This is a genomic window from Stenotrophomonas sp. STEN225 (assembly GCF_056756445.1).
In genome coordinates this window covers 126,005-150,236 of record NZ_JBRRBV010000008.1, presented here as the reverse complement: position 1 = coordinate 150,236, position 24,232 = coordinate 126,005, and the positions used below count along the sequence as shown (strand labels likewise).

At 67.6% G+C, this 24,232-nt stretch carries 20 protein-coding genes and 1 tRNA gene; 16 read left to right on the top strand and 5 right to left on the bottom strand.

Annotation, left to right across the window (positions count from 1 at the left end):
* Positions 1 to 72: 72 nt before the first annotated feature.
* From ACVOJ1_RS10510 to gmk, 3 genes are all read right to left on the bottom strand, one after another.
* On the bottom strand, positions 73 to 2,235 hold the full coding sequence (locus tag ACVOJ1_RS10510) for a RelA/SpoT family protein (protein WP_053519455.1): 2,163 nt from the start codon (positions 2,233 to 2,235) through the stop codon (positions 73 to 75).
* 106 nt (positions 2,236 to 2,341) lie between these two features.
* On the bottom strand, positions 2,342 to 2,641 hold the full coding sequence (gene rpoZ, locus ACVOJ1_RS10505) for a DNA-directed RNA polymerase subunit omega (RefSeq protein WP_005410877.1): 300 nt from the start codon (positions 2,639 to 2,641) through the stop codon (positions 2,342 to 2,344).
* A gap of 110 nt (positions 2,642 to 2,751) precedes the next feature.
* Positions 2,752 to 3,417, bottom strand: coding sequence for a guanylate kinase (gene gmk, locus ACVOJ1_RS10500; RefSeq protein WP_053519456.1), 666 nt, complete (start codon positions 3,415 to 3,417; stop codon positions 2,752 to 2,754).
* A 351-nt stretch (positions 3,418 to 3,768) separates the two neighbouring features.
* Here gmk and fdnG point away from each other — a divergent pair, with 351 nt between their 5' ends.
* The 9 genes from fdnG to selD all read left to right on the top strand — a co-directional run bounded on the left by fdnG (position 3,769) and on the right by selD (position 14,243).
* Positions 3,769 to 6,837, top strand: coding sequence for a formate dehydrogenase-N subunit alpha (fdnG, locus tag ACVOJ1_RS10495; RefSeq protein ID WP_346480385.1), 3,069 nt, complete (start codon positions 3,769 to 3,771; stop codon positions 6,835 to 6,837).
* A gap of 10 nt (positions 6,838 to 6,847) precedes the next feature.
* Entirely contained in the window at positions 6,848 to 7,765 is a 918-nt protein-coding gene (gene fdxH / locus ACVOJ1_RS10490) for a formate dehydrogenase subunit beta (RefSeq protein ID WP_065175731.1), read from the top strand.
* Positions 7,762 to 8,409 carry a formate dehydrogenase subunit gamma gene (locus tag ACVOJ1_RS10485; RefSeq protein WP_053519460.1) on the top strand — a complete coding sequence of 216 codons (648 nt, stop codon included), beginning with the start codon at positions 7,762 to 7,764 and terminating at the stop codon, positions 8,407 to 8,409. Before fdxH ends, ACVOJ1_RS10485 begins: the two co-directional genes overlap by 4 nt.
* Before the next feature lie 110 nt (positions 8,410 to 8,519).
* Positions 8,520 to 8,696, top strand: coding sequence for a hypothetical protein (locus ACVOJ1_RS10480; RefSeq protein ID WP_346480384.1), 177 nt, complete (start codon positions 8,520 to 8,522; stop codon positions 8,694 to 8,696).
* Positions 8,677 to 9,660, top strand: coding sequence for a formate dehydrogenase accessory protein FdhE (gene fdhE, locus ACVOJ1_RS10475; RefSeq protein ID WP_346480383.1), 984 nt, complete (start codon positions 8,677 to 8,679; stop codon positions 9,658 to 9,660). The genes ACVOJ1_RS10480 and fdhE overlap by 20 nt, the downstream gene beginning before the upstream one ends.
* Positions 9,661 to 9,664: 4 nt before the next feature.
* On the top strand, positions 9,665 to 11,089 hold the full coding sequence (gene selA / locus ACVOJ1_RS10470; protein ID WP_065175729.1) for an L-seryl-tRNA(Sec) selenium transferase: 1,425 nt from the start codon (positions 9,665 to 9,667) through the stop codon (positions 11,087 to 11,089).
* Positions 11,086 to 13,017 (top strand): selenocysteine-specific translation elongation factor, encoded by a 1,932-nt coding sequence (selB, locus tag ACVOJ1_RS10465; RefSeq protein WP_346480382.1) that lies wholly within the window; start codon positions 11,086 to 11,088, stop codon positions 13,015 to 13,017. Before selA ends, selB begins: the two co-directional genes overlap by 4 nt.
* A gap of 24 nt (positions 13,018 to 13,041) precedes the next feature.
* Positions 13,042 to 13,137: transfer RNA gene (locus ACVOJ1_RS10460), tRNA-Sec, on the top strand.
* A 26-nt stretch (positions 13,138 to 13,163) separates the two neighbouring features.
* Entirely contained in the window at positions 13,164 to 14,243 is a 1,080-nt protein-coding gene (gene selD, locus ACVOJ1_RS10455; protein ID WP_180875892.1) for a selenide, water dikinase SelD, read from the top strand.
* A 33-nt stretch (positions 14,244 to 14,276) separates the two neighbouring features.
* On the opposite strand, the gene ACVOJ1_RS10450 is transcribed toward selD, so the two are convergent.
* Complete coding sequence (locus ACVOJ1_RS10450) at positions 14,277 to 15,137, bottom strand: YicC/YloC family endoribonuclease (RefSeq protein ID WP_053519464.1); 861 nt, start codon at positions 15,135 to 15,137, stop codon at positions 14,277 to 14,279.
* A gap of 123 nt (positions 15,138 to 15,260) precedes the next feature.
* Between ACVOJ1_RS10450 and rph the strand changes: the two genes are divergently transcribed.
* The 7 genes from rph (at position 15,261) to pepQ (ending at position 22,468) form a co-directional block, all read left to right on the top strand.
* Positions 15,261 to 15,986, top strand: coding sequence for a ribonuclease PH (rph, locus tag ACVOJ1_RS10445; protein ID WP_053519465.1), 726 nt, complete (start codon positions 15,261 to 15,263; stop codon positions 15,984 to 15,986).
* Positions 15,983 to 16,372 carry a VOC family protein gene (locus ACVOJ1_RS10440; protein WP_053519466.1) on the top strand — a complete coding sequence of 130 codons (390 nt, stop codon included), beginning with the start codon at positions 15,983 to 15,985 and terminating at the stop codon, positions 16,370 to 16,372. Before rph ends, ACVOJ1_RS10440 begins: the two co-directional genes overlap by 4 nt.
* Entirely contained in the window at positions 16,369 to 16,965 is a 597-nt protein-coding gene (gene rdgB / locus ACVOJ1_RS10435; protein ID WP_053519467.1) for an RdgB/HAM1 family non-canonical purine NTP pyrophosphatase, read from the top strand. The genes ACVOJ1_RS10440 and rdgB overlap by 4 nt, the downstream gene beginning before the upstream one ends.
* Before the next feature lie 56 nt (positions 16,966 to 17,021).
* The gene (gene hemW / locus ACVOJ1_RS10430) at positions 17,022 to 18,248 is read left to right on the top strand and encodes a radical SAM family heme chaperone HemW (RefSeq protein WP_128988524.1); all 1,227 of its coding nucleotides are present in this window, start codon (positions 17,022 to 17,024) and stop codon (positions 18,246 to 18,248) included.
* A gap of 172 nt (positions 18,249 to 18,420) precedes the next feature.
* Positions 18,421 to 20,691: a DUF1631 family protein gene (locus tag ACVOJ1_RS10425; protein ID WP_346480381.1), complete on the top strand. Its 2,271-nt coding sequence runs from the start codon at positions 18,421 to 18,423 to the stop codon at positions 20,689 to 20,691.
* A complete protein-coding gene (locus tag ACVOJ1_RS10420; RefSeq protein ID WP_065175725.1) occupies positions 20,688 to 21,062 on the top strand; it encodes a PilZ domain-containing protein in 375 nt (124 codons plus the stop codon). The genes ACVOJ1_RS10425 and ACVOJ1_RS10420 overlap by 4 nt, the downstream gene beginning before the upstream one ends.
* Positions 21,063 to 21,136: 74 nt before the next feature.
* A complete protein-coding gene (gene pepQ, locus ACVOJ1_RS10415; protein WP_346480380.1) occupies positions 21,137 to 22,468 on the top strand; it encodes a Xaa-Pro dipeptidase in 1,332 nt (443 codons plus the stop codon).
* A 438-nt stretch (positions 22,469 to 22,906) separates the two neighbouring features.
* Here pepQ and ACVOJ1_RS10410 read toward each other — a convergent pair whose 3' ends face one another.
* On the bottom strand, positions 22,907 to 24,229 hold the full coding sequence (locus ACVOJ1_RS10410; RefSeq protein WP_111186809.1) for an aminopeptidase P N-terminal domain-containing protein: 1,323 nt from the start codon (positions 24,227 to 24,229) through the stop codon (positions 22,907 to 22,909).
* Positions 24,230 to 24,232: the final 3 nt, after the last annotated feature.

The following is a 24,232-nucleotide window of genomic DNA, read 5'->3' as shown; positions in this document are numbered from 1 at the left end:
CTCGGCTGCTTCAGGCAAGAGCAGCCGAGCGTGGGCTCGGCTCCACAAGAACCATCCACGCATGGCGTGGCTTTACTGGCGGCGCACCGACTGCACGACCGACAGGCGGCGCAGGCGCCGCATGACCTCGGCCAAGTGGTTGCGGTCGCGCACCTGGATGTTGAACGCCAGCACGGCAGCGTTGAAGTCGCGATCCAGATAATCCACGCGCTCGATGTTGGACTGGCTCTGCGCGATCGCGGCGGCAAGCTGGGCCAGCACGCCGGTACCGTTCTCCACCTCCACCACCAGCGAGGTGTCGTAGTCACCGGAAACGGTGGTATCCCAGCCGATCAGCACCCAGCGCTCGGGCGACTTGCGCAGCTCGGCCAGGTTCGGGCAGTCCATGCGATGCACCACGATGCCCTTGCCGGCGGTGTGGTACCCCATGATGTCGTCGCCGGGAATCGGCTGGCAGCAGCCCGCGAAGGTGACCACGCCGCGCTCGCTGCCATTGATCAGGATCTTCTCCTGCGAGTGGTGGCGCGAATGCGGGCCGCCACGCAGTTCCGCATAGGCCATCAGCGCCTGCGCGGCCTGGGTCGGCATCCAGTTGCCGAGCGCGACTTCGGCCAGCAGCGCCTCCAGGCGCGGGAAACGGTGTTCGGCCAGGAATGCGTCCAGGCGCCCCTTCGGCAGCCGCTCCAGCGAGGAATCCATCGCCTCCAGCGCACGGTCAAGCATGCGGTGGCCCAGCTGCACGGCGTCCTCGTGCTCCAGCTGCTTGAGCTGGTGGCGGATCGCGGTGCGTGCCTTGCTGGTGACCACGAACTCCAGCCACTGCGGTTTGGGCGTGGCCGAACGCGCGGTGATGATCTCCACCGACTGCCCGGAGACCAGCTTGGTGCGCAACGGCACCAGCTTCTTGTCCACGCGCGAGGCCACCGCCATGTTGCCGACATCGGTATGCACGGCGTAAGCGAAATCGAGCGCGGTGGAATTGCGCGGCAGGGCCAGGATCTTCCCCTTCGGCGTGAACAGGTAGACCTCGTCCGGGAACAGGTCGACCTTCACGTTGTCGAGGAATTCCAGCGAGGAGCCGGCCGCGCGCTGCGAATCGATCAACTCGACGATCCACGCGTGGGCACGGCTCTGCGCGCTGTTGGGCGAATCGCCACCGAACTTGTAGGTCCAGTGTGCGGCCACGCCTCGCTCGGCAATCAGGTCCATTTCCTCGGTACGGATCTGCACCTCGATCGGCGAGCCATACGGTCCGAACAGCACGGTGTGCAGCGACTGGTAGCCGTTGGCCTTGGGAATGGCGATGAAGTCACGGAAGCGACCGTCCAGCGGCTTGAACGTGGCATGCACCGAGCCCAGTGCGTGATAGCAGGTGGGCACGCTGCGCACTACGAGGCGGAACCCGAACACGTCCATCACCTGGTCGAAGCTCTTGTTCTCGTCGCGCATCTTGTTGTAGATGCTCCACGGCGTCTTGATGCGGCTGACCAGGCGGTGTTCGATGCCCTCCTTCGCCAGTCGCTGCGAGAGCTGCACTTCCACCTGCGCCATCGCCTCGCGGCGCACCACCGGCTGGCTGCGAATGTGCTTTTCCAGGATCGCGTGGCGCCACGGATACAACGCCTTGAAGCCCAGGTTCTGCAGCTCGCTCTTGACCAGGCTCATGCCCAGCCGCTGCGCGATCGGCGCGTAGATCTCCAGCGTCTCGCGGGCGATGCGGCTCCTCGCTTCGCGGCTCTGGGCGCCCAGCGTACGCATGTTGTGCAGGCGGTCGGCCAGCTTGATCATGATCACGCGCAGGTCGCGCGACATCGCCAGCAGCATCTTGCGGAAGCTCTCCGCGGCAGCTTCCTGGCGGTCCCGGAACTTCAGCTTGTCCAGCTTGGTCACGCCATCGACGAGTTCGGCAACCGGCTCGCCGAACTCGGCGGCCAGCGCCTCGCGGGTCAGCGGCGTGTCCTCGATGGTGTCGTGCAGGATCGCGGCGATCAACGCTTCGACATCCAGGCCGAGCTCGGCCAGCACCTGCGCAACCGCCACAGGATGGGTGATATAGGGCTCGCCCGACTTGCGTGTCTGCCCAGCGTGCGCAGCGGCCCCGACTTCCCAGGCACGGCGCAGCAGCGGCAGCTGCTCCGGCGGCAGGTAATGGGCGGCGCGTTCAAGCTGGAGGACGTAGTCGGGTACGGCGGCAGTGGGGGCTGCGGCGACCTTGGCAGTGGGGCCTGGGTTCATGCCCGAAGCCTATTCCAGCGCGACGTTTACGGCAAATCCTGAATGCGAAACAGCCCGCACGGGGCGGGCTGTTCGGCGTGTCCAGCGATGACGTTGATCGATGCGATCAATCGTCGTTCTTGGACATGTCTTCATCGGCGACCACTTCCGCGGCGGCCCACTCCAGCGCTTCGCGCTCGGCGCGCTCACGCTCGGCCTTCTCGACTTCGTCGATCAGCGCGTTGTCGATCTTGCGGGCAGCGATCTCGCGCAGCGCCAGCACGGTCGGCTTGTCCTCGGTCTCGCTGTTGTCCAGCGTGGCCTGCACGCCATTGGCGAGCTGGCGGGCACGCTTGGAGGCCATCATGACCAGCTCGAAACGGTTGTTAACGACTTCCAGGCAATCTTCTACGGTGATGCGGGCCATACGGGCTCCCGGCGACCGGTCGGCCGCTCAGTCGAATGAGGGAAAGGGGACGGAGTGTACCGGCAGGGGTTGGACAAAATCAAGCCAACCCTCACCCGATTCTTCTGGAATCAGTCAGTTGCGCCCGGATCAGGGGTCAACAGGGCCTGGATCAGCCCGGCGTGGCGGACCTTCTGGGCCTCGCGGCGCAGGCGGCTGGCGGTGAAGATCGCGCACAGCTCGTCCACGGCGGTGTCGAACACCTCGTTGACGATGACGTAGTCGAACTCATTGAAGTGCAGCATCTCGTCGCGGGCGGCGCCCAGGCGCTGGGCGATCACCGCCTCGCTGTCCTGCCCACGCTTGCGCATGCGGTCCTGCAGGGCCTGCTTGGACGGCGGCAGGATGAACACGGTGACCGTGCCCGGTACCAGCTGCCGGACCTGCTGCGCGCCCTGCCAGTCGATCTCCAGCAGCACATCCTGGCCGGCCGCCAGCTGCGGTTCCACCGACTGCCGCGCCGTGCCCTTCCAGTCTCCGTGCACCCATGCATGCTCGAAGAAGTCGCCCGCAGCAATCATCTGCTCGAACTTCTCTGCGGTGACGAAGTGATAGTGCTCACCGTTCACTTCACCCGGTCGCATGGCCCGCGAAGTGAAGGAGATCGACAGGGCGATCTGCGGGTCGCGGGCCAGCGTCGCGTTGACGATGCTGCTCTTGCCGGCGCCTGAAGGGGCGGCAACGATGTACAGCGTGCCGCGCGCGATGGTGGCCGACGGGGTGGACGGGGCGCTCATGCACGGAACCCAACTGGTTGATTTCGCAAAATTTTTCCTCGATGTTCCAGACGTGGCGCGGAGGATCGCGCCAGGACGGCGGGGACTGCGCGGAACATCCTGGAACCAGGCCCGGCAGACGGCTCCCCGGGGTGCGGGCACGCAACTTTACCAGAGCGGCCCCTCCCCGCGCCCGGCCACACCCGGCCGGCCTTGTGCCACATGGGCATGCGGGGGGCTGTGCTATAACCGGGGCATTGCGGTCGTTCCCGGAAAGACGCTCGCGGCATGCTGGCGGTTCTCCCCTGCGACGGCCGTACCCACCGACAGCCCGGAGGCCTGCACGCCTCCCCGCCATCCAAGGAGAACGGCATGCCCTCGATGAGTCGCCGCCAGTTCCTGAAGGTCACCGGGACAACCCTGGTGGGCTCCAGCCTGGCCCTGATGGGCTTCGCGCCCGGCATCGCGCTCGCGGAGGTGCGGCAGTACAAGCTGACCCGCGCCACCGAGACCCGCAACACCTGTACGTACTGTTCGGTGGCCTGCGGGATCCTGATGTACAGCCTCGGCGATGGCGCCAAGAACGCCGAGCCGAGCATCTTCCACATCGAGGGCGACCCGGACCATCCGGTCAACCGTGGCACGCTGTGCCCGAAGGGCGCCGGCCTGGCCGACATCATCCACAGCAAATCGCGCCTGCTCTACCCGGAATACCGTGCACCGGGTACGAACGAATGGAAGCGCCTGAGCTGGGACGACGCTCTGGACCGCATCGCGCGGCTGATGAAGGAAGACCGCGACGCCAACTTCGTGCAGAAGAACGAGGCGGGGCAGACGGTCAACCGCTGGCTGACCACCGGCATGCTGGCGGCCTCGGCCACCAGCAATGAAACCGCGGTATTGACCCACAAGGTCGTCCGCTCGCTTGGAATGCTCGCATTCGACAACCAGGCACGTGTCTGACACGGCCCGACGGTGGCAGGTCTTGCCCCGACGCTAGGCCGAGGTGCGATGACGAATCACTGGGTCGACATCAAGAATGCCGACCTGATCCTGATCATGGGTGGCAATGCCGCCGAGGCACACCCGTGCGGGTTCAAATGGGTGACCGAGGCCAAGGCACACAACAAGGCCCGCCTGATCGTCATCGATCCACGCTTCAACCGCTCGGCCGCGGTGGCCGATGTCTACGCGCCGATCCGCACCGGCACCGACATCGTGTTCCTGGGTGGCCTGATCAACTACCTGCTGGCCGAGGACCGCATCCAGCACGAGTACGTGCTGAACTACACCGACATGTCGTTCCTGGTGAAGGACGAATTCGCCTTCACCGACGGCCTGTACTCGGGCTATGACCCGCAGAAGCGCAGCTACGACCGCTCCAGCTGGGACTACCTGTATGGGGACGACGGTTACGTGCGCAGCGACCCGACCCTGAAGGACCCGCGCTGCGTCTACAACCTGCTCAAGCAGCACTACGCACGCTATACCGTGGAGATGGTCGAACGCATCTGCGGTACGCCCGCCGACAGCATCCGCCAGATATGGGACATGATCGCGTCCACCGCCGGCAAGGACAAGGCGATGACCATCCTGTACGCGCTGGGCTGGACGCAGCACTCCGTCGGTGCGCAGAACGTGCGCGCCGGCACGATGGTGCAGCTGCTGCTGGGCAACATCGGCGTGGCCGGCGGCGGCATGAACGCCCTGCGTGGGCATTCCAACATCCAAGGCCTGACCGACATCGGCCTGATGTCCGACCTGCTGCCGGGCTACCTGACACTGCCCAGGCAGGACGAGCAGGACTACAACGCCTACATCGCCAAGCGCACGCAGAAGCCGCTGCGCGCCAACCAGATGTCGTTCTGGCAGAACTACCCGAAGTTCCATGTCAGTCTGATGAAGTCGTGGTGGGGCGATGCCGCCACCGCCGACAACAACTGGTGCTTCGATCACCTGCCCAAGCTCGACAAGCCCTACGACATGCTGCAGGCCTACGAGCTGATGAACGAAGGCAGGATCCATGGCTACATCTGCCAGGGCTTCAACCCGCTGGCCTCGGCACCGAACAAGGGCAAGCTGATCAGCGCGTTCTCCAAGCTGAAGTTCATGGTCAGCATGGACCCGCTGGAAACCGAAACGATCGCCTTCTGGCAGAACCATGGCGCACTGAACGACGTCGACCCGAGCACCATCCAGACCGAAGTGTTCCGCCTGCCGACCACCTCGTTCGCCGAGGAGAACGGCGCGGTGGTGAACTCCTCGCGCTGGCTGCAATGGCACTGGAAGGGCGCCAACGCACCGGGCGAAGCGCGCAGCGACATCGAGATCATGTCCGAGCTGTTCCACCGCATCAAGGCGCTGTACGAGAAGGACGGCGGCGCGTGGTGGGAGCCGGTGCGCGACCTCGCCTGGAATTACGCCGACCCGAAACTGCCGACGCCGGAAGAACTGGCGATGGAGTACAACGGCAAGGCCCTGGTGGATGTGTTCGATCCGAAGGACCCGACCCGGCTGGTGCGCAGGGCCGGCGAACAGCTGGCCGCGTTCGGCGACCTGCGCGACGACGGCAGCACGTCTTCCGGCTGCTGGATCTACATCGGTGCGTGGGGGCCGACCGGCAACATGATGGCACGGCGCGACAACAGCGATCCCACCGGTATCGGCAACACGCTGGGCTGGGCCTGGGCGTGGCCCGCCAACCGCCGCGTGATGTACAACCGCGCCTCGTGCGACGTCGCCGGGCAGCCGTTCGATCCACGACGCACCCTGCTCGCCTGGAACGGCAGGAACTGGGGCAACATCGACGTGCCCGACTTCAAGGCCGATGAAGACCCGGCCGGCGGGATGGGCCCGTTCATCATGAACCCCGAGGGCATCGCCCGCTTCTTCGCCAAGGCCGGCATGGCCGAAGGCCCGTTCCCGGAACACTACGAGCCCTTCGACACGCCGTTGCGCAGCAACCCGCTGAGCCCGGGCCAGGCGCTGACGCTGAACAATCCGGCCGCGCGCGTGTTCGACAGCGACCGCGCGCAGATCGGCTCGCCGGACGAGTTCCCGCACGTGGCCACCACCTACCGGCTGACCGAGCATTTCCACTTCTGGACCAAGCACGGCAAGCTCAACGCCATCATCCAGCCGGAGCAGTTCGTCGAGATCGGCGCAGCCCTGGCCGACGAGCTGGGCATCGGCAACGGCAGTCGCGTGCGGGTCAGCTCCAAGCGTGGCCACATCGAAGCCGTGGCGATGGTGACCAAGCGCATCAAGGCACTGCAGATCGATGGCAGGACGGTGCACCAGGTGGGCGTGCCGATCCACTGGGGCTTCCTGGGTGCTGCCAAGCCCGGTTACATCGCCAATACGCTGACCAACGCCATCGGTGACGGCAATTCGCAGACGCCTGAATCGAAGTGCATCCTGGTCAAGGTCGAGAAGGTGTAGGAGACACGCCATGTCACTGCAATCGTTGGACATCATCCGCCGCTCGGCCACCACCACGCCCTCGCCGCAGGCGCGCGGCGCCCACACCGGGCAGGTCGCCAAACTGATCGACGTGAGCAAGTGCATCGGCTGCAAGGCCTGCCAGGTCGCCTGCATGGAGTGGAACGACCTGCGCGACGAGGTCGGCAGCTGCGTCGGCAGCTATGACAACCCGCCGGACCTGAGCGACCAGTCGTGGACGGTCATGAAGTTCCGCGAGTACGAGGACGAGAAGGGCAAGCTGGAGTGGCTGATCCGCAAGGAGGGCTGCATGCACTGCAGCGACCCGGGCTGCCTGAAAGCCTGCCCGTCGCCGGGCGCGATCATCCAGTACGCCAACGGCATCGTCGATTTCCAGGAGGAGAACTGCATCGGCTGCGGCTACTGCGTGACCGGCTGCCCGTTCGACGTGCCGCGGATCTCCAAGAAGGACCACAAGGCCTACAAGTGCACGCTGTGCTCGGACCGCGTGGCCGTGGGACAGGAGCCGGCGTGCGTGAAGACCTGCCCGACCGGGGCGATCACGTTCGGCAGCAAGCAGGCGATGACCGAGCATGCCGCCGGCCGCGTCGAGGACCTGAAGTCACGCGGCTACGGGAATGCCGGGTTGTACGACCCGCAGGGCGTCGGTGGCACCCACGTGATGTACGTGCTGCAGCACGTGGACAAGCCGGAGCTGTACGCCGACCTGCCCAAGGACCCGCGCATCAGCCCCATGGTCGAGGTCTGGAAGGGGGTGGCCAAGCCGCTGGGCGTGCTGGCAATCGCCGCGACAGCCTTCGTGGGCTTCCTGCACTACATCGGCATCGGCCGCAACACGGTCAACGATGAGGAGGAAGAGCAGGCCGAGCACGAAGCAAAGAAGATCGAAGAGGAGCAGCGGCCATGAAGTACGCCCCGCACCCCCGCCAGATCGTGCGCTACCGCGCTCCGACCCGCATCAACCACTGGATCGTGGCGATCTGCTTCGTGCTGACCGCGCTGTCCGGCCTGGCCCTGTTCCACCCTGCGCTGTTCCCGTTGACGGCGCTGTTCGGTGGGGGGCCGTGGACACGCATCCTGCATCCCTTCGTCGGCCTGGCCATGGTGGTGGGCTTCGCCCTGCTCGCCTTCCGCATGTGGCGTGACAACCTGCCTACCGCCGACGACCGCGCATGGCTGCGCGGCATGCGCGAAGTGCTGCGCAACGAGGATGAGACACTGCCACCGGTTGGCCGCTTCAACGCCGGCCAGAAACTGCTGTTCTGGGCGATCATCGGCTGCCTTTCGGCGTTGCTGCTGACCGGCTTCGTGATCTGGCGGCAGTATTTCAGCCATCTGTTCCCGATCGGCGTGATCCGTTTTTCGGTGCTGGTGCACGCACTGTTTGGCTGGGTACTGGTATGCGCCATCGTGGTGCACATCTATGCCGCGATCTGGATCAAGGGTTCGGTGCGCGCGATGACCCAGGGCAAGGTGACCTATGGGTGGGCCTACAAGCACCATCGGCAGTGGTTCAGGGACATCCTGCGCGGGCGGCGCGGAGAGGGGTAACGGCAGGGCCTGCGGCCCTGCACCCGCCGGATCAACGTCAACGTCAACGTCAAAAGCAGGTTGCCGCCGGATGGCGGGGTGGGTCCCGCTGCTGTTGGTGGGTGTCGACCTTGGTCGACACGATGAACACGGCAACAACCAATGGGGTCAGATCCGTTTTCCAGAGGAAAACGGATCTGACCCCGACCTTTCAGATGGCCGGCAACACGCTGGACGCCAGCGTCGACAACGGCGAGGATGGAGACTGGTTCTTCCGGCTGGCCCCGCATGGCGCAACGCATCCTTGAACCCGGTGAGATCGAGACGCTGGCCTCGCGCGATGTCCCGCGCATCATCCTGCCGGATATCGCCTCGCTGTTCGGCGGACGTGCGCACCGGCTGCGCAGCCTGGCCGGACGCAGTGCCATCGGTGGCTACCTGCAGCTGCTGGCGGCACTGGCCGATGCACAACAGGCGCTGCTGGACGAACTGACGCCGCAGCAACGCGAGGCGCTGCAGGCGCAGGCCCGCGCGCAGCAGTCGAGCGCGGCGGCCAGCGCCGGCATGCCATTGCGGCCCGCCAACACACTTCAGCTCGATGGCCGATGGCGCGACTGGTTGCGCGCGCTGTGCCGGCACTGCGCCGATGAAGCCGGGCTGCCTGCGGAGACCCGACAGGAACTGCAACGGGTTGCCGCGGCCGCTGACGCCTGGCTGGATGCACAGGCGCATGCGGTGCTGGAGCGCGACGACGCACCGTCGCTGGACGCGGTCGCTGCCCTGCTGGTGATGAACGCGCTGCAGGTGTACTGGGCCGTACTCGCGGCCAGCTTCCGCCCCACCGACCTGAAACCGCTTGCCGATGCACCCGGGCTGTGCCCGCTGTGCGGCTCGTTGCCGGTGGCCAGTGTGGTGCAGGCGCGCCCACCCTACGCCTCCTACCGCTATCTGTCGTGCTCGCTGTGCGCCTGCCAGTGGCACTACGTGCGCGTGCAGTGCAGCCAATGCGGCGCGGCCGGCAAGGACATCGCCTATCGCGCGCTGGCCGAGGTCGACGGCGATGCAGGGGAGGTGGTGCGTGAAGGCGCGATCCGCGCCGAGACCTGCGATCACTGCCACAGCTACCGCAAGATTCTGTATCTGGAGAAGGATCCGGCGCTGGAGCCGGTCGCCGACGACCTCGGCACGCTGGCGCTGGATCTGTTGCTGGGCGAGGAAGGCTACATGCGCGCCAGCCAGAATCCGCTGCTCTGGCAGTCCGACGGCGACTGAACCGATGCCTCGCGTGCACGCCCCCACCGCCCCGGCCAGCGCCCTGCCCTCGCTGGACCGCCTGCTGCGCCTGCCGGCGTTGTCGACGCTGATCAGGGACCACGGCCGCAGCCGCATCGCCCATCTGCTGCGCGAGCACGTGCAGGGGTTGCGCGAGCGCAGCGGCTGCGGCCAGCTGTCACCGGAACAGCTGCAGCGGGCCGTCGCGGAACCCGGCGTGGTCGCGGCCCTGCAGTCGGCGCTGGCAGCCGATGCACGCCTGGATCTGCAGCCGGTATTCAACCTCACCGGCACGGTGCTGCATACGAATCTCGGCCGCGCGCTGTTGCCGGACGCGGCGGTACGCGCAGTAACCCGCGCGATGACGGCGCCGGTGGATCTGGAATTCGACATCGCCCTGGGCCGTCGAGGCGACCGCGATGCGCGCGTGCGGGCACTGGTCTGCGAACTGACCGGCGCCGAAGCAGCGACCGTGGTCAACAACAACGCAGCAGCAGTCCTGTTGCTGCTCAACAGCCTGGCCAATCGCCGCGAGGTAGTCGTGTCGCGGGGCGAACTGGTGGAAATCGGCGGCGCCTTCCGCATTCCCGATGTAATGCGCAGCGCCGGTGCGCGGCTGCGCGAAGTGGGCACCACCAACCGCACCCATCCGGCCGACTTCGACAGCGCCATCGGCACGCGCACCGCGCTGCTGATGGAAGTGCACGCCAGCAACTACGCCATCACCGGCTTCACCGCCAAGGTCGACACTGCACGGATGGCATCGATCGCGCACGGGCACGGGCTGCCACTGGCGGTGGACCTTGGCAGTGGCAGCCTGTGCGACCTGTCTGCCCACGGTCTGCCGCGCGAACCTACAGTGCAGGAAGCGCTGGCGGCGGGCGCCGACCTGGTCTCGTTCAGCGGCGACAAGCTGCTCGGTGGACCGCAGGCCGGGATCATTGCCGGCCGCGCCGACCTCATCGGACGCATCAACCGCAATCCGCTCAAGCGCGCCCTGCGCATGGACAAGATGGGCCTGGCCGCGCTGGAAGCGGTACTGGCGCTGTACCGCGAACCGGAACTGCTGCCGCAGCGGCTGCCGACCCTGCGCACGCTGTCCCGCGAACAGGGAGACATCCATGCGCAGGCACAGCGCCTGCTGCCTTCCGTGCAGCAGGCGCTGGCCGCGCATTACGCGGTTGAAGCGGTGCCGATGTACAGCCAGGTCGGCAGTGGCGCGCAGCCACAGGCGCAACTGGCCAGCGCCGGCCTGCGCATCCGCGTCGCTGCAGCTGCCGGGTTGGACCGTCTGGCCAAGCGCCTGCGCGGCCTGCCACGGCCGGTGCTCGGGCGCATTGCCGAGGATGCGCTGTGGCTTGATCTGCGCGGGCTTGAGTACGGGGATGAGGCTGCTTTCCTCGCCCAGTGGAGCGCGCTGCAGGCATGATCGTCGGTACCGCCGGGCATATCGACCATGGCAAGACCAGCCTGGTGCGGGCACTGACCGGCATCGAAACCGATCGCCTGCAGGAAGAGCGCGCGCGCGGCATCTCCATAGAACTGGGGTATGCCTATGTGCCGGTGGAGGCCGCACGCGGAGAGGGGCCTCCGGCGATGCTGGGCTTCGTCGATGTGCCGGGTCACGAGCGCTTCGTGCACACGATGGTGGCCGGTGCCACCGGCATCGATGTGGCGCTGCTGGTGATCGCCGCCGATGACGGCGTGATGCCGCAGACCCGTGAGCATCTGTCGATCCTGCAGCTGCTGGGTGTGGACCGCGCTGCAGTGGCATTGACCAAGATCGACCGTGTGGATGCGGCGCGCATTGCCGAGGCCGAAGCGGAGATCGTTGCCCTGCTGGCCGGCACACCGCTGCAGCGGTCTGCAGTATTCGCCTGCAACAGCACCGACAGCGCGGATGCCGGCATCCATGCGCTGCGCGCCCACCTGCATGCGTGGGCCGCCGCTAACGACAGCCGCCGGACGGCCCAGCGCCGCAGCGAGCTGTTCCGCATGCCGGTGGATCGCGTGTTCTCGCTGGCCGGTCACGGCACACTGGTCACCGGCGCGGTACAGGGCGGCGTGGCCGCGGTCGGCGCGCATCTGCAGTTGATGCCGACCGCCATCGACGTGCGCATCCGCAGCATCCATGCGCAGAACCAGGCCAGTGGACAGGCTGCCGCGGGACAGCGCTGTGCCCTGAACCTGGCCGCCATCGCCCGCGACGGCATCACCCGCGGCGACTGGATCGCCGATCCGCGCGCGCTGCAGGCCACCACCCGCGTTGATGTACGACTGCGGCTGTCCGCGTTGGCCGCACCGTTGCGCGACTGGACACCGCTGCACATCCACTGGGGCACGATGCACCGGCAGGCCCATGTGGTGCTGCTGGAGGATGAAGACAGTGGCAACGGCCAGCTGGTGCAGCTGGTGTTCGATGCCCCGGTCTGTGCGATGTGCGGCGACCGATTCATCGCCCGCGATTCGGCTGCAGCGCATACGCTGGGCGGCGGCACCGTGCTCGATCCCGATCCACCGCAACGACGTCGGCGCAGCCCGGCACGCCGGGCGTGGTTGGCAGCCCTTGAACAGCTCGCGGCCGGCGCCGGCGTCGGGCCGCTGCTGCAGCAGGCACCGGCCGGCATCGCGCTGGCCGCCCTGCAACGCTACTGCCGGCGTGAGGCCGCACAGATCGATCTCCCTGCAGATGCCCGGCGCATCGCCACCCGCGAGGACACCGTGATCATCCTCGCCTCGCACTGGCAGGCGCTGCGCGCACAGGTGATCCGCTCGCTGCATGACTGGCACGAGCGACGGCCGGACGAGCCCGGTGTCGACAGCGGGCGCCTGCAGCGCAGCACCCTGCCCGCGCTCTCGACCAGTCTCTGGAACGCGCTGCTGCAGGACCTGTTCGACGATGGCGCGTTGCAGCGCGTGGGCGCGTGGTGGCGGCTGCCAGGCCACGACCATGCGCCGCCGGAACGCGAGCGCGCGCTTCTCGAACGCGTGCTCCCGCGTCTGGATGCCGGTGGTTTCGATCCGCCCTGGGTGCGCACGCTTGCGGCCGATCTCGGCTTCGCCGAGGAGGAGATGCGTGCGGTCCTGCGTCGCGCCGCCGCGCGCGGCGAGCTGTTCCAGGTGGTGCCGGACCTGTTCTACGCACCGGCCCGCATCGACGCGCTGGCGGCAACGGTCGCCCGGCTGTCACAGGCAACCGGCATGGTGGATGCTGCAGCATTCCGCGATGCCATCGGCCTGGGCCGCAAGCGCAGCATCCAGATCTTGGAGTTCTTCAATCGCGTTGGCTACACTCGACGCGTCGGTGACCAGCATCGGCCGCGCGGCGACCTGCAATGGAACACCGCCCACGGTTGACTGCACCGGTACCGCCGTACCTTCGGAAGGCATGCGCATCCGGGCATGCGGCTGGGCTTCAAACCCAGCAGGGGGCGTCGATCGCTCCCTGGTAGGTTCGACTCCTGCTGCCTTCCGCCATTCGTGTTCCTGCAGGAGATGCCGGCATGGCCTCGCATGTGCAGTCCCCACTCCCCCCGTCGGCCGAGGCTCCGCAGCGATTGACTTCGCTGGCCCACGGCGGCGGTTGTGGCTGCAAGATCGCACCCGGCGTGCTGGCCGAACTGCTGCGGGGCACCCCGGCGTTCCCTGCGCCGGCCGAACTGCTGGTCGGCCGCGAGACCAGTGACGATGCCGCGGTCTACCGGCTTGATGATCGCCAGGCGATCGTCGCCACCACCGACTTTTTCATGCCGATCGTCGATGACCCGTTCGACTTCGGCCGCATCGCCGCCACCAATGCGCTGTCGGACCTGTATGCGATGGGCGCGCGGCCGCTGTTCGCACTGGCCATCGTCGGCATGCCCATCAATACGCTGCCACAGGACACGATCCGCGGCATCCTGCAGGGCGGCGAACGTGCCTGTGCCGACGCCGGCATCGTGGTGGCCGGGGGCCACAGCATCGACTCGGTGGAGCCGATCTATGGCCTGGCCGCGATCGGCGTGCTGGATCCGCAGCGGCTCAAGCGCAATGCCGATGCCCGCGCCGGCGATGTGCTGGTGCTGGGCAAGCCATTGGGCGTGGGCGTGTATTCGTCGGCGCTGAAGAAAGAAGTGCTGAATGCCGAGGGCTACCGGCAGATGGTCGAGTCGACCACCCGCCTGAACAGCGTGGGCCTGCCCCTTGCCGCGCTGGACGGCGTGCATGCCATGACCGACGTCACCGGCTTCGGCCTGCTCGGCCATCTGCTGGAGGTGTGCCGTGCCAGCGGGGTCGCCGCCGAGGTGGACAGCACACAGGTGCCTCTGCTGCCGCAGACCCTGGATCTGCTGCAACGTGGCTGCGTTACCGGCGCATCCAACCGCAACTGGGCCTCGTATGGCGGCCAGGTGCATTTCGCCGAAGGCGTGGCCGCCCACTGGCAGCCACTGCTGACCGACCCGCAGACCAGCGGCGGCCTGCTCGTATCCTGCGCAGCGGACGCCGTGGATGCGGTGAAAGCCGTTTTTGCCGACGCCGGGTTTGCCCAGACCGCGGTGATCGGCCAGCTGCTGGCGGGGCCCGCCGGCGTCAGCGTGCGCTGAAACGATGAGGGCGCCCGAAGGCGCCCCGCAGCATCACTCGATGTTCTGCACCTGCTCGCGGATCTGGTCGATCAGCACCTTCAGCTCGACTGCGGCATTGGACGTGCGGCTGTCCACCGACTTCGAGCCCAGCGTGTTGGCTTCACGATTGAACTCCTGCAGCAGGAAGTCCAGGCGGCGGCCGACCGGCTCGCGCTGCGTGAGCACGCGGCGGATCTCGACGATGTGGCTCGACAGGCGGTCCAGCTCCTCATCCACATCCAGCTTCTGCAGCCACAGCACCAGCTCCTGCTCGGCGCGGCCGGGATCGACCGGATGCGGCAGATCGGCCAGGCGCGCAGCCAGCTTGGCACGCTGGCCATCACGGATGGCGGGAATCAGCGTGCGGACGTCACCCGCGATGCGCTCGATGCCATCCACGCGCTCGGCAATGGCCGCGGCGAGCTTGCCGCCCTCGCGCTCGCGGGCTTCGACGAATCCGTCCAGCACCTGATCCAGCAAGGCCAGCGCCTCGACCTGCAGGGCCGCCGCATCGGTGGCCTCGCCCCGGGTCACGCCCGGCAGCTGCAGCAGATCGGTGAAGCTCACCTGCAGGTTGGGAAAATCCGACGTCAGGCGGTGGGCCAGATGCCCGAGCTGGCCCAGCAGGGCCTCATCGACCTGCAGATTCCCCGCCGCGTCCGGCGCACGCAGTCGCAGCACCAGATCCAGCTTGCCGCGGCTCAGGCGCGCGGCGATGCGCTCGCGCAGCTGCGGCTCCAATGCCCGCAGCTCTTCAGGCAGGCGGGTGCCGACCTCCAGGAAGCGGTGGTTGACCGAGCGCAGCTCGCAGCCCAGCGTGCCCCACGGGGTGACCCGCTCGCCACCCGCGTAGGCGGTCATGCTTCGAATCATGGAATGTGTCCGGTGCGTGCAAAGGGGGAATGGTACCCTAGCGCCCTCACCAGAGCCCCCCTGCCCGCCCCGTGAAGGTCGCGGGCATGGCGGCGTACTCCCCGCCCTTACGGAACCCGCATCATGTCCGATTCCCGCCCCAGTGGCCGCCAGCCCGACCAGCTCCGTCCGGTCGTCATCCAACGCGGCTTCACCCGCCACGCCGAAGGCTCGGTACTGGTGTGCTTCGGTGAAACCCGCGTGCTGTGCACGGCCAGCGTCGAGAACCGGGTTCCGGGCTTCCTGCGCGGCAAGGGCGAAGGCTGGGTGACCGCCGAGTACGGCATGCTGCCGCGCGCCACCCACACCCGCAGCGACCGTGAAGCGGCGCGTGGCAAGCAGGGCGGCCGCACGCTGGAGATCCAGCGCCTGATCGGCCGCAGCCTGCGCGCCTGCGTGGACCGCAATGCCCTCGGCGAACGCACCATCACCCTGGACTGCGACGTGCTGCAGGCCGACGGCGGCACCCGCACCGCGGCCATCACCGGCGCCTACGTGGCCCTGGTCGACGCCGTGAACGTGCTCATCAAGCGCGGCGAGATCAAGCGCAACCCGATCCTGGGTGCGGTGGCAGCGGTGTCGGTGGGCGTTTACCGCGGCACTCCGGTGCTGGACCTGGACTACGCCGAAGACAGCGACTGCGACACCGACATGAACGTGGTGATGAACGATGGCGGTGGCTTCATCGAGCTGCAGGGCACTGCCGAAGGCCATGCCTTCCGCCGCGATGAACTGGACGCGCTGCTGGGACTGGCCGAAAAGGGCGTGAACGAACTGCTGGCCGCACAGCAGGCGGCGCTGTCGGCATGAACCGGCGCCTTGCCCTGACCACCCTGGTGGTGGCCGACTATGACGAGGCCATCGCCTGGTATACCGGCAAGCTCGGCTTCGCACTGCTGGAGGACATCGACCAGGGCCACAAGCGATGGGTCGTGGTCGGACCGACAGACGGCAGCGCCGCTGCCCTGCTGCTGGCGCGCGCCAGCAACGAGGAACAGCGCAGCCGCATCGGCAACCAGACCGGTGGACGCGTTGCGTTCTTCCTCAACACCGACGACTTCCACCGCGACCATGCGGCGATGCTGGCCGCCGGGGTGGAGTTCCTGGAATCGCCGCGCGAAGAACCCTATGCAACGGTCGCGGTGTTTCGCGATCTGTATGGCAACACCTGGGACCTGCTGGAGCCCCGTCAATGAAGAAACTGGTACTGGCCAGCCACAACGCCGGCAAGCTGGTGGAGATGCAGGAGATCCTTGCCGACCTGCCGCTGCAGATCACCTCGGCCGCCGAACTGGGCCTGGGCGACGTCGACGAGACCGGCCTGACCTTCGTCGAGAACGCGCTGCTGAAGGCGCGCGCAGCCTGCGAAGCGACCGGCCTGCCGGCGCTGGCGGATGATTCGGGGCTGATCGTCGATGCGCTCGGCGGCGCACCCGGCCTGTACAGCGCGCGCTATGCCGGCCACCCGACCAATGCCGCCGCCAACAACGCCAAGCTGCTGGACGCGATGGCCGACATCCCCGATGGCCAGCGCAGCGCCCGCTTCTATGCGGTGATCGTGCTCCTGCGCCACGCCACCGACCCGCAGCCGCTGATCTGCGAGGGCCGCTGGGAAGGCCAGATCATCCGCGAACTGCGTGGCACGAACGGTTTTGGCTACAACCCGGTATTCCTGGACACCACCCACGGCCTGACCGCTGCGGAAATGGAGCCGGCCCTGAAGAACGCCATCAGCCACCGTGCCATTGCCCTGCAGCAGCTCAAGCAGCAGCTGGCGACGCTGTACTGAAGCCATCCGATCGAACCAGGGAAGCCGGCCAACGGCCGGCACTACCGATGAAGCCCATGCCGCACGCCCACGACCACTGCAACCACCTGCCCGGCGAAGCCTGCTCCGCTGACCACGACAGCCCACCGCGACTGGTGCCACCGCCGCTGTCGTTGTACGTGCACCTGCCGTGGTGCGTGCGCAAATGCCCGTACTGCGATTTCAACTCGCACCAGGCCAAGGGCGAGCTGCCGTTCGAGGCCTACATCGATGCACTGCTGCGCGACCTGGACCAGGACCTGCCGCTGGTCTGGGGCCGGGTGGTGCACAGCGTGTTCTTCGGTGGTGGCACGCCCAGCCTGTTCCCGCCGGAGGCGATCGATCGCTTCCTGCAGCAGGCCAGCGCCCGCCTGCGCTTCGCGCCGAACGCCGAGATCACGCTGGAAACCAATCCCGGCACCGCCGAGCATGGCCGCTTCGACCGCTACCGCGCGGCTGGCGTGAACCGCCTGAGCTTCGGCATCCAGAGCTTCGACGACGAAGCGCTGAAGCGGCTGGGCCGCATCCACGACAGTGGCGAAGCCGAGCGTGCGGTGAAGATGGCCCAGGATGCGGGGTACGACAATTTCAACATTGACCTGATGTACGCACTGCCCGAGCAGACGCTGGCCGGTGCTGAATCGGACCTCGAGCGCGCCTTTGCACTGCAGCCGGCGCACATCTCGCACTACCAGCTGACCCTGGAACCGAACACGGTGTTCTTCGCGCGCCCGCCGCAGGGCATTCCCGATGAAGACAACGCCTGGGACATGCAGGAACACTGCCAGGCGCTGCTGGCGCAGGCCGGCTTCGGCCAGTACGAGGTCAGCGCCTACGCGCGCCCCGGCCGGCAGAGCGCGCACAATCTGAACTACTGGCGCTTCGGCGATTACCTGGGCATCGGCGCCGGTGCACACGGCAAGATCAGTTCCGGCGCCGAAGAGCACGTGCTGCGGCGCTGGAAGCTCAAGCATCCGCAGGCCTACCTGGACAGCGCTGGCACCCCGGCGTCGTTCGGTGGCGATGACGTGATCACGCCCGCGCGGCTTCCGTTCGAGTACATGCTCAACCTGCTGCGCCTGCACGAGGGCTTCAGCCTGCGTGATTTTGAATCGCGCACCGGCCTGCCGCGCAGCGTGCTCGACGCACCGCTGGCCGAGGCCGTGCAGCGCGGCTGGCTGGAGACGGCCGATGGCCAGGTCCGCCCGACCGAACTGGGCCGCCGTTTCACCAATGATGTGGTGAGCCTGTTCCTGGACGAATGAGCGCCCCGTCGCATCCGCCGGGCATGGCCCGGCGCCACCCAGCGGCCAGCATGCGGTAGCGCCGGGCCATGCCCGGCGTGCAGCGTGTGCATTCACCCTAAAGTAGCGCCGGCCTCGGCCGACACGGTAAATTCACAGGATCGCTCCGCGGGAATCCGGGTACCGCACGCCGATGTCAGCTGTCTTCTCCCTCTCCGCCACCGACGCTGCCCGCCTGGCCAGCACCGACCTGCCACCGCGGGTACGTGAACTGCTGGGGGCGTTGACCGGCCTGTGCCGGCAGGCACTGACCGCGCCGCTGATCCTGACCGTCGAAGCGCTGGAACAACTCCTGTTGCACGATGCCGACCGCGCGCGCAGTCCGCAGCAGCAGGCTGAACTGATGGCGCAGCGTAGCCAACTGCATGCCTTCGCCGGCCACTTCAGCGAGCGCATGCTCGATGCGGTGGCCGAGGCACTGGCGCGGCTGCGCGAACCGACCGCCTTCACGGCAGCAGCACCACCGCCCGCACTGCCGGGCACGATCGGCCTGTCGCTGGTCGACGAGCACGAGGTCGACCGCGAACTGCTGCTCACCGAAATGGTCCGGCGCGAGACGCAGCGCTCAGCCAACGCCCTGAACCTGCTCGGCCAGCGCCTGGGCGTGCTGGCTGCGGCGCCTGCGTTCGAAGCCGATACCCTTCCGCTGGCACCGCAGGCGCTGTGCGCGATGGTGCGCAGGGTCGCCGAACAGGATGGCCTCGGGGCAGAGGTGCAACTGGCGCTGTATCGCAGTTTCGAGCGCCAGGTGCTGGAACGCCTGGGCGACCTGCTTGATCGGGCCAATGCCCTGCTCGCCCAGCAAGGCGTGCTGCCGGGCCTGGTCTACACCCCGTATCTGGCCCGCTCGTCGAGTACGCGAAGGATCATCACCCAGTCCGTCGCTGGCGGCCGTGCCACGCAGCCAGCCAGGCGCGCGGCGGCCCCCATGACCGGCTGGGGCGAGAACCTGCCTGCCGGCTCCTGGTCGACCCTGATGCAGGATGCCTTCCAGTCCGGTTCCGCATCCGCTGCAGCCACCCCCGGGCTGACCACCGCCACCGGCACCCTGCTGCACGACCTGCTGCAGCGCGCGCGTACCACGCCGGCGGCAGACGCGCCTGCGGTACCGACTGCTGCCGTCGATGCGGTATTGGCAAGGCTGCAAAACCAGGCCAGCGCCGCTACCGGTGTGGTCGACCTGCAGGCCGCCGTGGTCGCGCAGCTGCGCAGCGAGCATGGCCCGCATGCGCAGATCGGCAGCCATGATCGCGACAACCTGGACCTGCTGCGCCTGTTGATGCAGCAGATCCAGCAGCAGCAGCGCCCGGACCCGGTTCCCGCCGCCCTGCTGGCGCGCCTGCAGGTACCGTTGGCACGTGCAGCGATGGCCGATCCGGGCTTCTTCGTACGCGACGAGCATCCTGCGCGCGAGCTGCTCAACCATATCGCCGAAGCCGGTGCCCGCTGGCTGGGGGACGACGACGTCGATCCGCAGTTTCTGCAGCGCATGGCACAGAGCGTGCAGAGCCTGCTCGGCGAGGATGCACGCACGCCGGAAGCCTTCGCTGCTGCCAACGAAGAGGTGCAGCAGCACCAGCGCGCGGCCGCCCATCGCGCCGAACTGGCCGAACGCCGCCACGTCGAAGCCGCGCGCGGCAGGGAGCGCCTGGAACTCGCGCGGCGCCAGGCCAGCGCCCAGATCGAGCAGTGCTGCAGCACGCAGCAGCCGCCGCGTTTCGTCCAGACTCTGCTGCGCCAGGCCTGGTCCGACGCGCTGACCCTGACCCGGCTGCGCCATGGCGAGGACTCGCCCCAGTGGCAGGAGCGGCTGCAGCAGACCGAGCGCATCGCGGCCGTCACCGCAACCGCCGCCAACGGCGTCGATGGCACCGATGGCCCCTTGGCCGCCGATGTGGAGGCCGCGCTGCTGCAGGTGGGCTATCACGCCGAGGAAGCCTCAGCGGTGGCCCGTCGCCTGGCCACACCCGGGGGCGAGGACGACAGCACGTCGCGTACCGAACTCAGCGCGCGGCTGAAGGCCCGCGCCCGGCTGGGCGAGCACACCGACAGCCGCAGTGCGTCCGCCCCTGCCGCGCCACGCAGCAGTGCGGAGGAGGCCGCCTACGAGCAGCTGTGCTCCCTGCCCTTCGGCAGCTGGTTCGACATCGACAACGGCGACGGCACGCTTCGCCGCCAGCGCCTGTCCTGGTACAGCCTGCTGACCGGCCATGTGCTGTTCGTCAATCCGCGCGGGCAGAAGATTGCCGAAACCGACCTCGACAGCCTGGCGCGGCAGATCAGCGCTGGGCGTGCGCATCTGGTCACCGAAGACAAGGGCCGGCTGGTCGACCGCGCCTGGAAGGCCAGTCTGGGCGCCCTGCGTGCCCTTGCCGGCCGCAACCCGCAGGACACCCCCGCATGAGCATGACGCCGCCGCAGGACACCCGCCGCGCCCCCCGACGCCAGGTGTCGGACCTGGTGCCGGTGACCGACCAGATGCGCGACTGCGTGGTCGGTCGCCTTGGCAATGTGTCCGAAACCGGCATGCTGATGCTGGCCAGCACTGCGCTGCGCGACGACGCACTGTATCAGTTCCGCTTCCCGCTGCCGCTGGGCGATGGCCAGCAGGCAGCCATCGACGTGGGCGTGCACCTGTTGTGGAGCGAGCCGGCGCACGCCCCGGGACAGAGCTGGGTGGGCTTCCGGTTCCTCACCCTGTCACGCGAACACCGCCAGCTGCTGCGGCAGTGGGTAGGCGAAGACAGCGACGAAGGACCGCTTTCGACGGACTGACTGCCGGTTCCGGCACAGCGGTTTCTGCCGGTATGCGGCAGAATCTAGGGCCGTTTCCGTGTCGAGCCACCGCAATGATCCAGCAAGACCCCGGCGCCCTGTATCCCGATCACCTGGCCGTGCTGTGCCGACGCGCCGAGCAGGCGCTGGCGCGCGGCGGCTTTGATCACCTCGTCGTGCCCAGCGGCACCCTGCACTACCAGGTGTTTGATGATCGCGACTATCCCTATGCGGTGAATCCGCAGTTCAAGGCATGGTTGCCGCTGACGCGCGTGCCCAACAGCTGGATCGTGTTTACGCCCGGCAAGCGGCCGGTGGTGATCTTCCATCAGCCGTTCGATTACTGGCACGTAGTGCCGGACGCGCCGAGCGGCTGGTGGGTGGAGCACTTCGACATCCACATCATCCGCACGCCGGACGAAGCGCTGGCGTTGCTGCCGGCCGATCCGTCGCGCTGCGCGATCCTGGGTGAGCCGCAGAGCGCCCTGGGCAGCCACGTGCCGAACAATCCTCCGGCGGTGGTGAATTACCTGGAATGGCACCGTGGCAGCAAGACGCCCTACGAGATCGCCCTGATGCGCCAGGCACAGGTGCTGGGCGTGCGCGGCCATCGCGCCGCCGAAGCCGCGTTCCGCAACGATGCCGACGAATTCAGCATCCACATGGCGTACTGCCAGGCGGTGGGCCAGGACGCCAATGAACTGCCCTACGGCAACATCGTGGCGTTGAACGAGCACGCCGCCGTTCTGCACTACACCGAACTGGGCCGCAAGGCACCGCAGCCGCTGCGCAGCTTCCTCATCGATGCCGGCGCCAGCGCGCACGGCTACGCCAGCGACATCACCCGTACCTACGCGGCGCACGGCCACGACGAATTCGCTGCGATGATCGCTGCCGTCGATGCCGCCCAGCAGCAGATGTGCGCGGCGGTGCGCCCGGGCGTTGATTACAGGACGCTGCACGTGGACGCGCATCTGTCGCTGATGGGCGTTCTGAAGGACTTCGGCGTCATCAGGGTATCGCCGCAGACCGCGCTGGAAACCGGCGTCAGCGCCGCATTCTTCCCGCACGGCATCGGCCATCTGATCGGCCTGCAGGTGCATGACGTGGCCGGATTCGCCGCCAGCGACGAAGGCGGCCGGATCGAACGTCCGGCGGGTCATCCCTACCTGCGTCTGACCCGCGTGCTGGAACCGGGGATGGTGGTGACCATCGAGCCGGGCCTGTACTTCATCGACATGCTGTTGAACGAGGTCAAGGACGCCGGCCATGGCGATGCGATCAACTGGGAGCGCGTGGACTTCTTCCGTCCGTATGGCGGCATCCGCATCGAGGACGAAGTGCTGTGCACCGATGGCGAAGCGGACAACCTGACGCGACCGGAGTTTGCGGCAGCCAACGGCTGAGCCCCTCGTGGTTGGCCTCACAGGTAGGGTCGACTGTTAGTCGACTGGCATCATGCGTGATGCGCGCTTGGCGGGGCGGGTAGGCCATGCAGGGGACGCTGCAAGTACGTCCCTGCATGCCCCCCGCCCCACCTCTGACAGTCTTCTGCGCGCATCCAACCACGGAAAAGAAGAAAGAAAAGCAAAAGCGGGTCGCTCGCTGCGCTCGCACTGTGTCGACCAAGGTCGACACCTACCAACAGCCACCGGCCAGCTGTCGAAGGCGGGGCACTGTGGGTTTGCGGGGTGTGAGCGGCATGGATGCCGCGACCAAGCCCCCATGGACGGGTTCACGGCGTCCCCGCAAATCCACAGTGCCCCGCCATCCCTCGGAATGCCCGCTTTGGCTTTGGCCGTTGCATTGAGCAGGTGCAGGGCTGCAAGCCCTGCCGGCAACCCTCAACCCGCCATCACCGCTTCGATCTCGTCCGCACTCCGCGCCAGCCCTTCGGTCAGCACGCGATGGCCATCGTCGGTGATCAGCACATCGTCCTCGGTGCGGATGCCGATGCCACGCCAGCGCGGCTCCACCGTCGTATCGTCCACGCCGATGTACAGGCCCGGCTCGATGGTGAACGCCATGCCCGGCTCCAGCAGCCGCGAGTCACCGGCCAGGCGGTAGTCGCCCACGTCGTGCACATCCAGCCCGATCCAGTGGCCGGTCTTGTGCCGGTAGAAACGCTGGTACAGGCCTTCGGAAAGATTCTTCTCCAGCGTGCCCTTCAGCAGGCCGAGCCGCAGCAGGCCCTCGGTCAGCGTCTGCACCGCCGCCAGGTGGCCGGCTTCGTAGGGTACGCCGGGCCGGGCCTGGGCCAGCGCCGCCGCCTGGGCCTGGCCGACCAGATCATGCAGCGCGCGCTGCTCGGCGCTGAAGCGCCCGTTCACCGGGAAGGTACGGGTGATGTCGCTGGCGTAGCCACGGTACTCAGCACCCGCATCGATCAGCACCAGCTCGCCGTCGCGCGCACGCCCGTTGTTGTCGCGATAGTGCAGGATGCACCCGTTGCGGCCGGCGCCGACGATGCTGCAGTACGCCGGCACCGCATCGCTGGCACGGAACACCCGCTCCAGTTCGGCCTGCAGTTCGTACTCATGGATGCCCGCCTTCGCCGCCTTCATCGCTGCCAGGTGCGCACGCACGCTGATCTGGGCGGCGTGCTGCATCAGCGCCACCTCCGCGCCGGACTTGAACAGGCGCTGCTCATGCAGCAGGTGGCCCAGCTCCAGGAACTCGTGCGGCGGCTGCGCACCGTGGCGCACCTGGGAGCGGACACGGTTGACCCAGCCGATCAGCTTCAGGTCGAAGTCCGCGTCACGGCCGAAGTGGTAGTAGACGCGCGAGCGTCCCTCCAGCAGGCCCGGAAGGATGTCGTCCAGATCGTCGATCGGATAGGCATCGTCCATGCCGAACTGCGCCACGGCGCCTTCCTGGCCGGCGCGGCTGCCGTCCCAGGCCTCGCGCTCGGCATCGCGTTCGCGGCAGAACAGGATCGCCTCGCCGTGACGACGCCCGGGAATCAGCACCAGCACGGCTTCCGGCTCCGGGAAGCCGCTCAGGTACTGGAAGTCCGAATCCTGCCGGTACGGGTAATGGGTATCCAGGCTGCGCACCTTCTCGGACGCGGCGGGCAGCACCAGGATGGCGTCTTCGCCGGCCATGTCCATCAGCTGCCGGCGACGACGCTTGTACTCGCCGGCCGCAATGCCGGTGCGCTGCTTGATGTC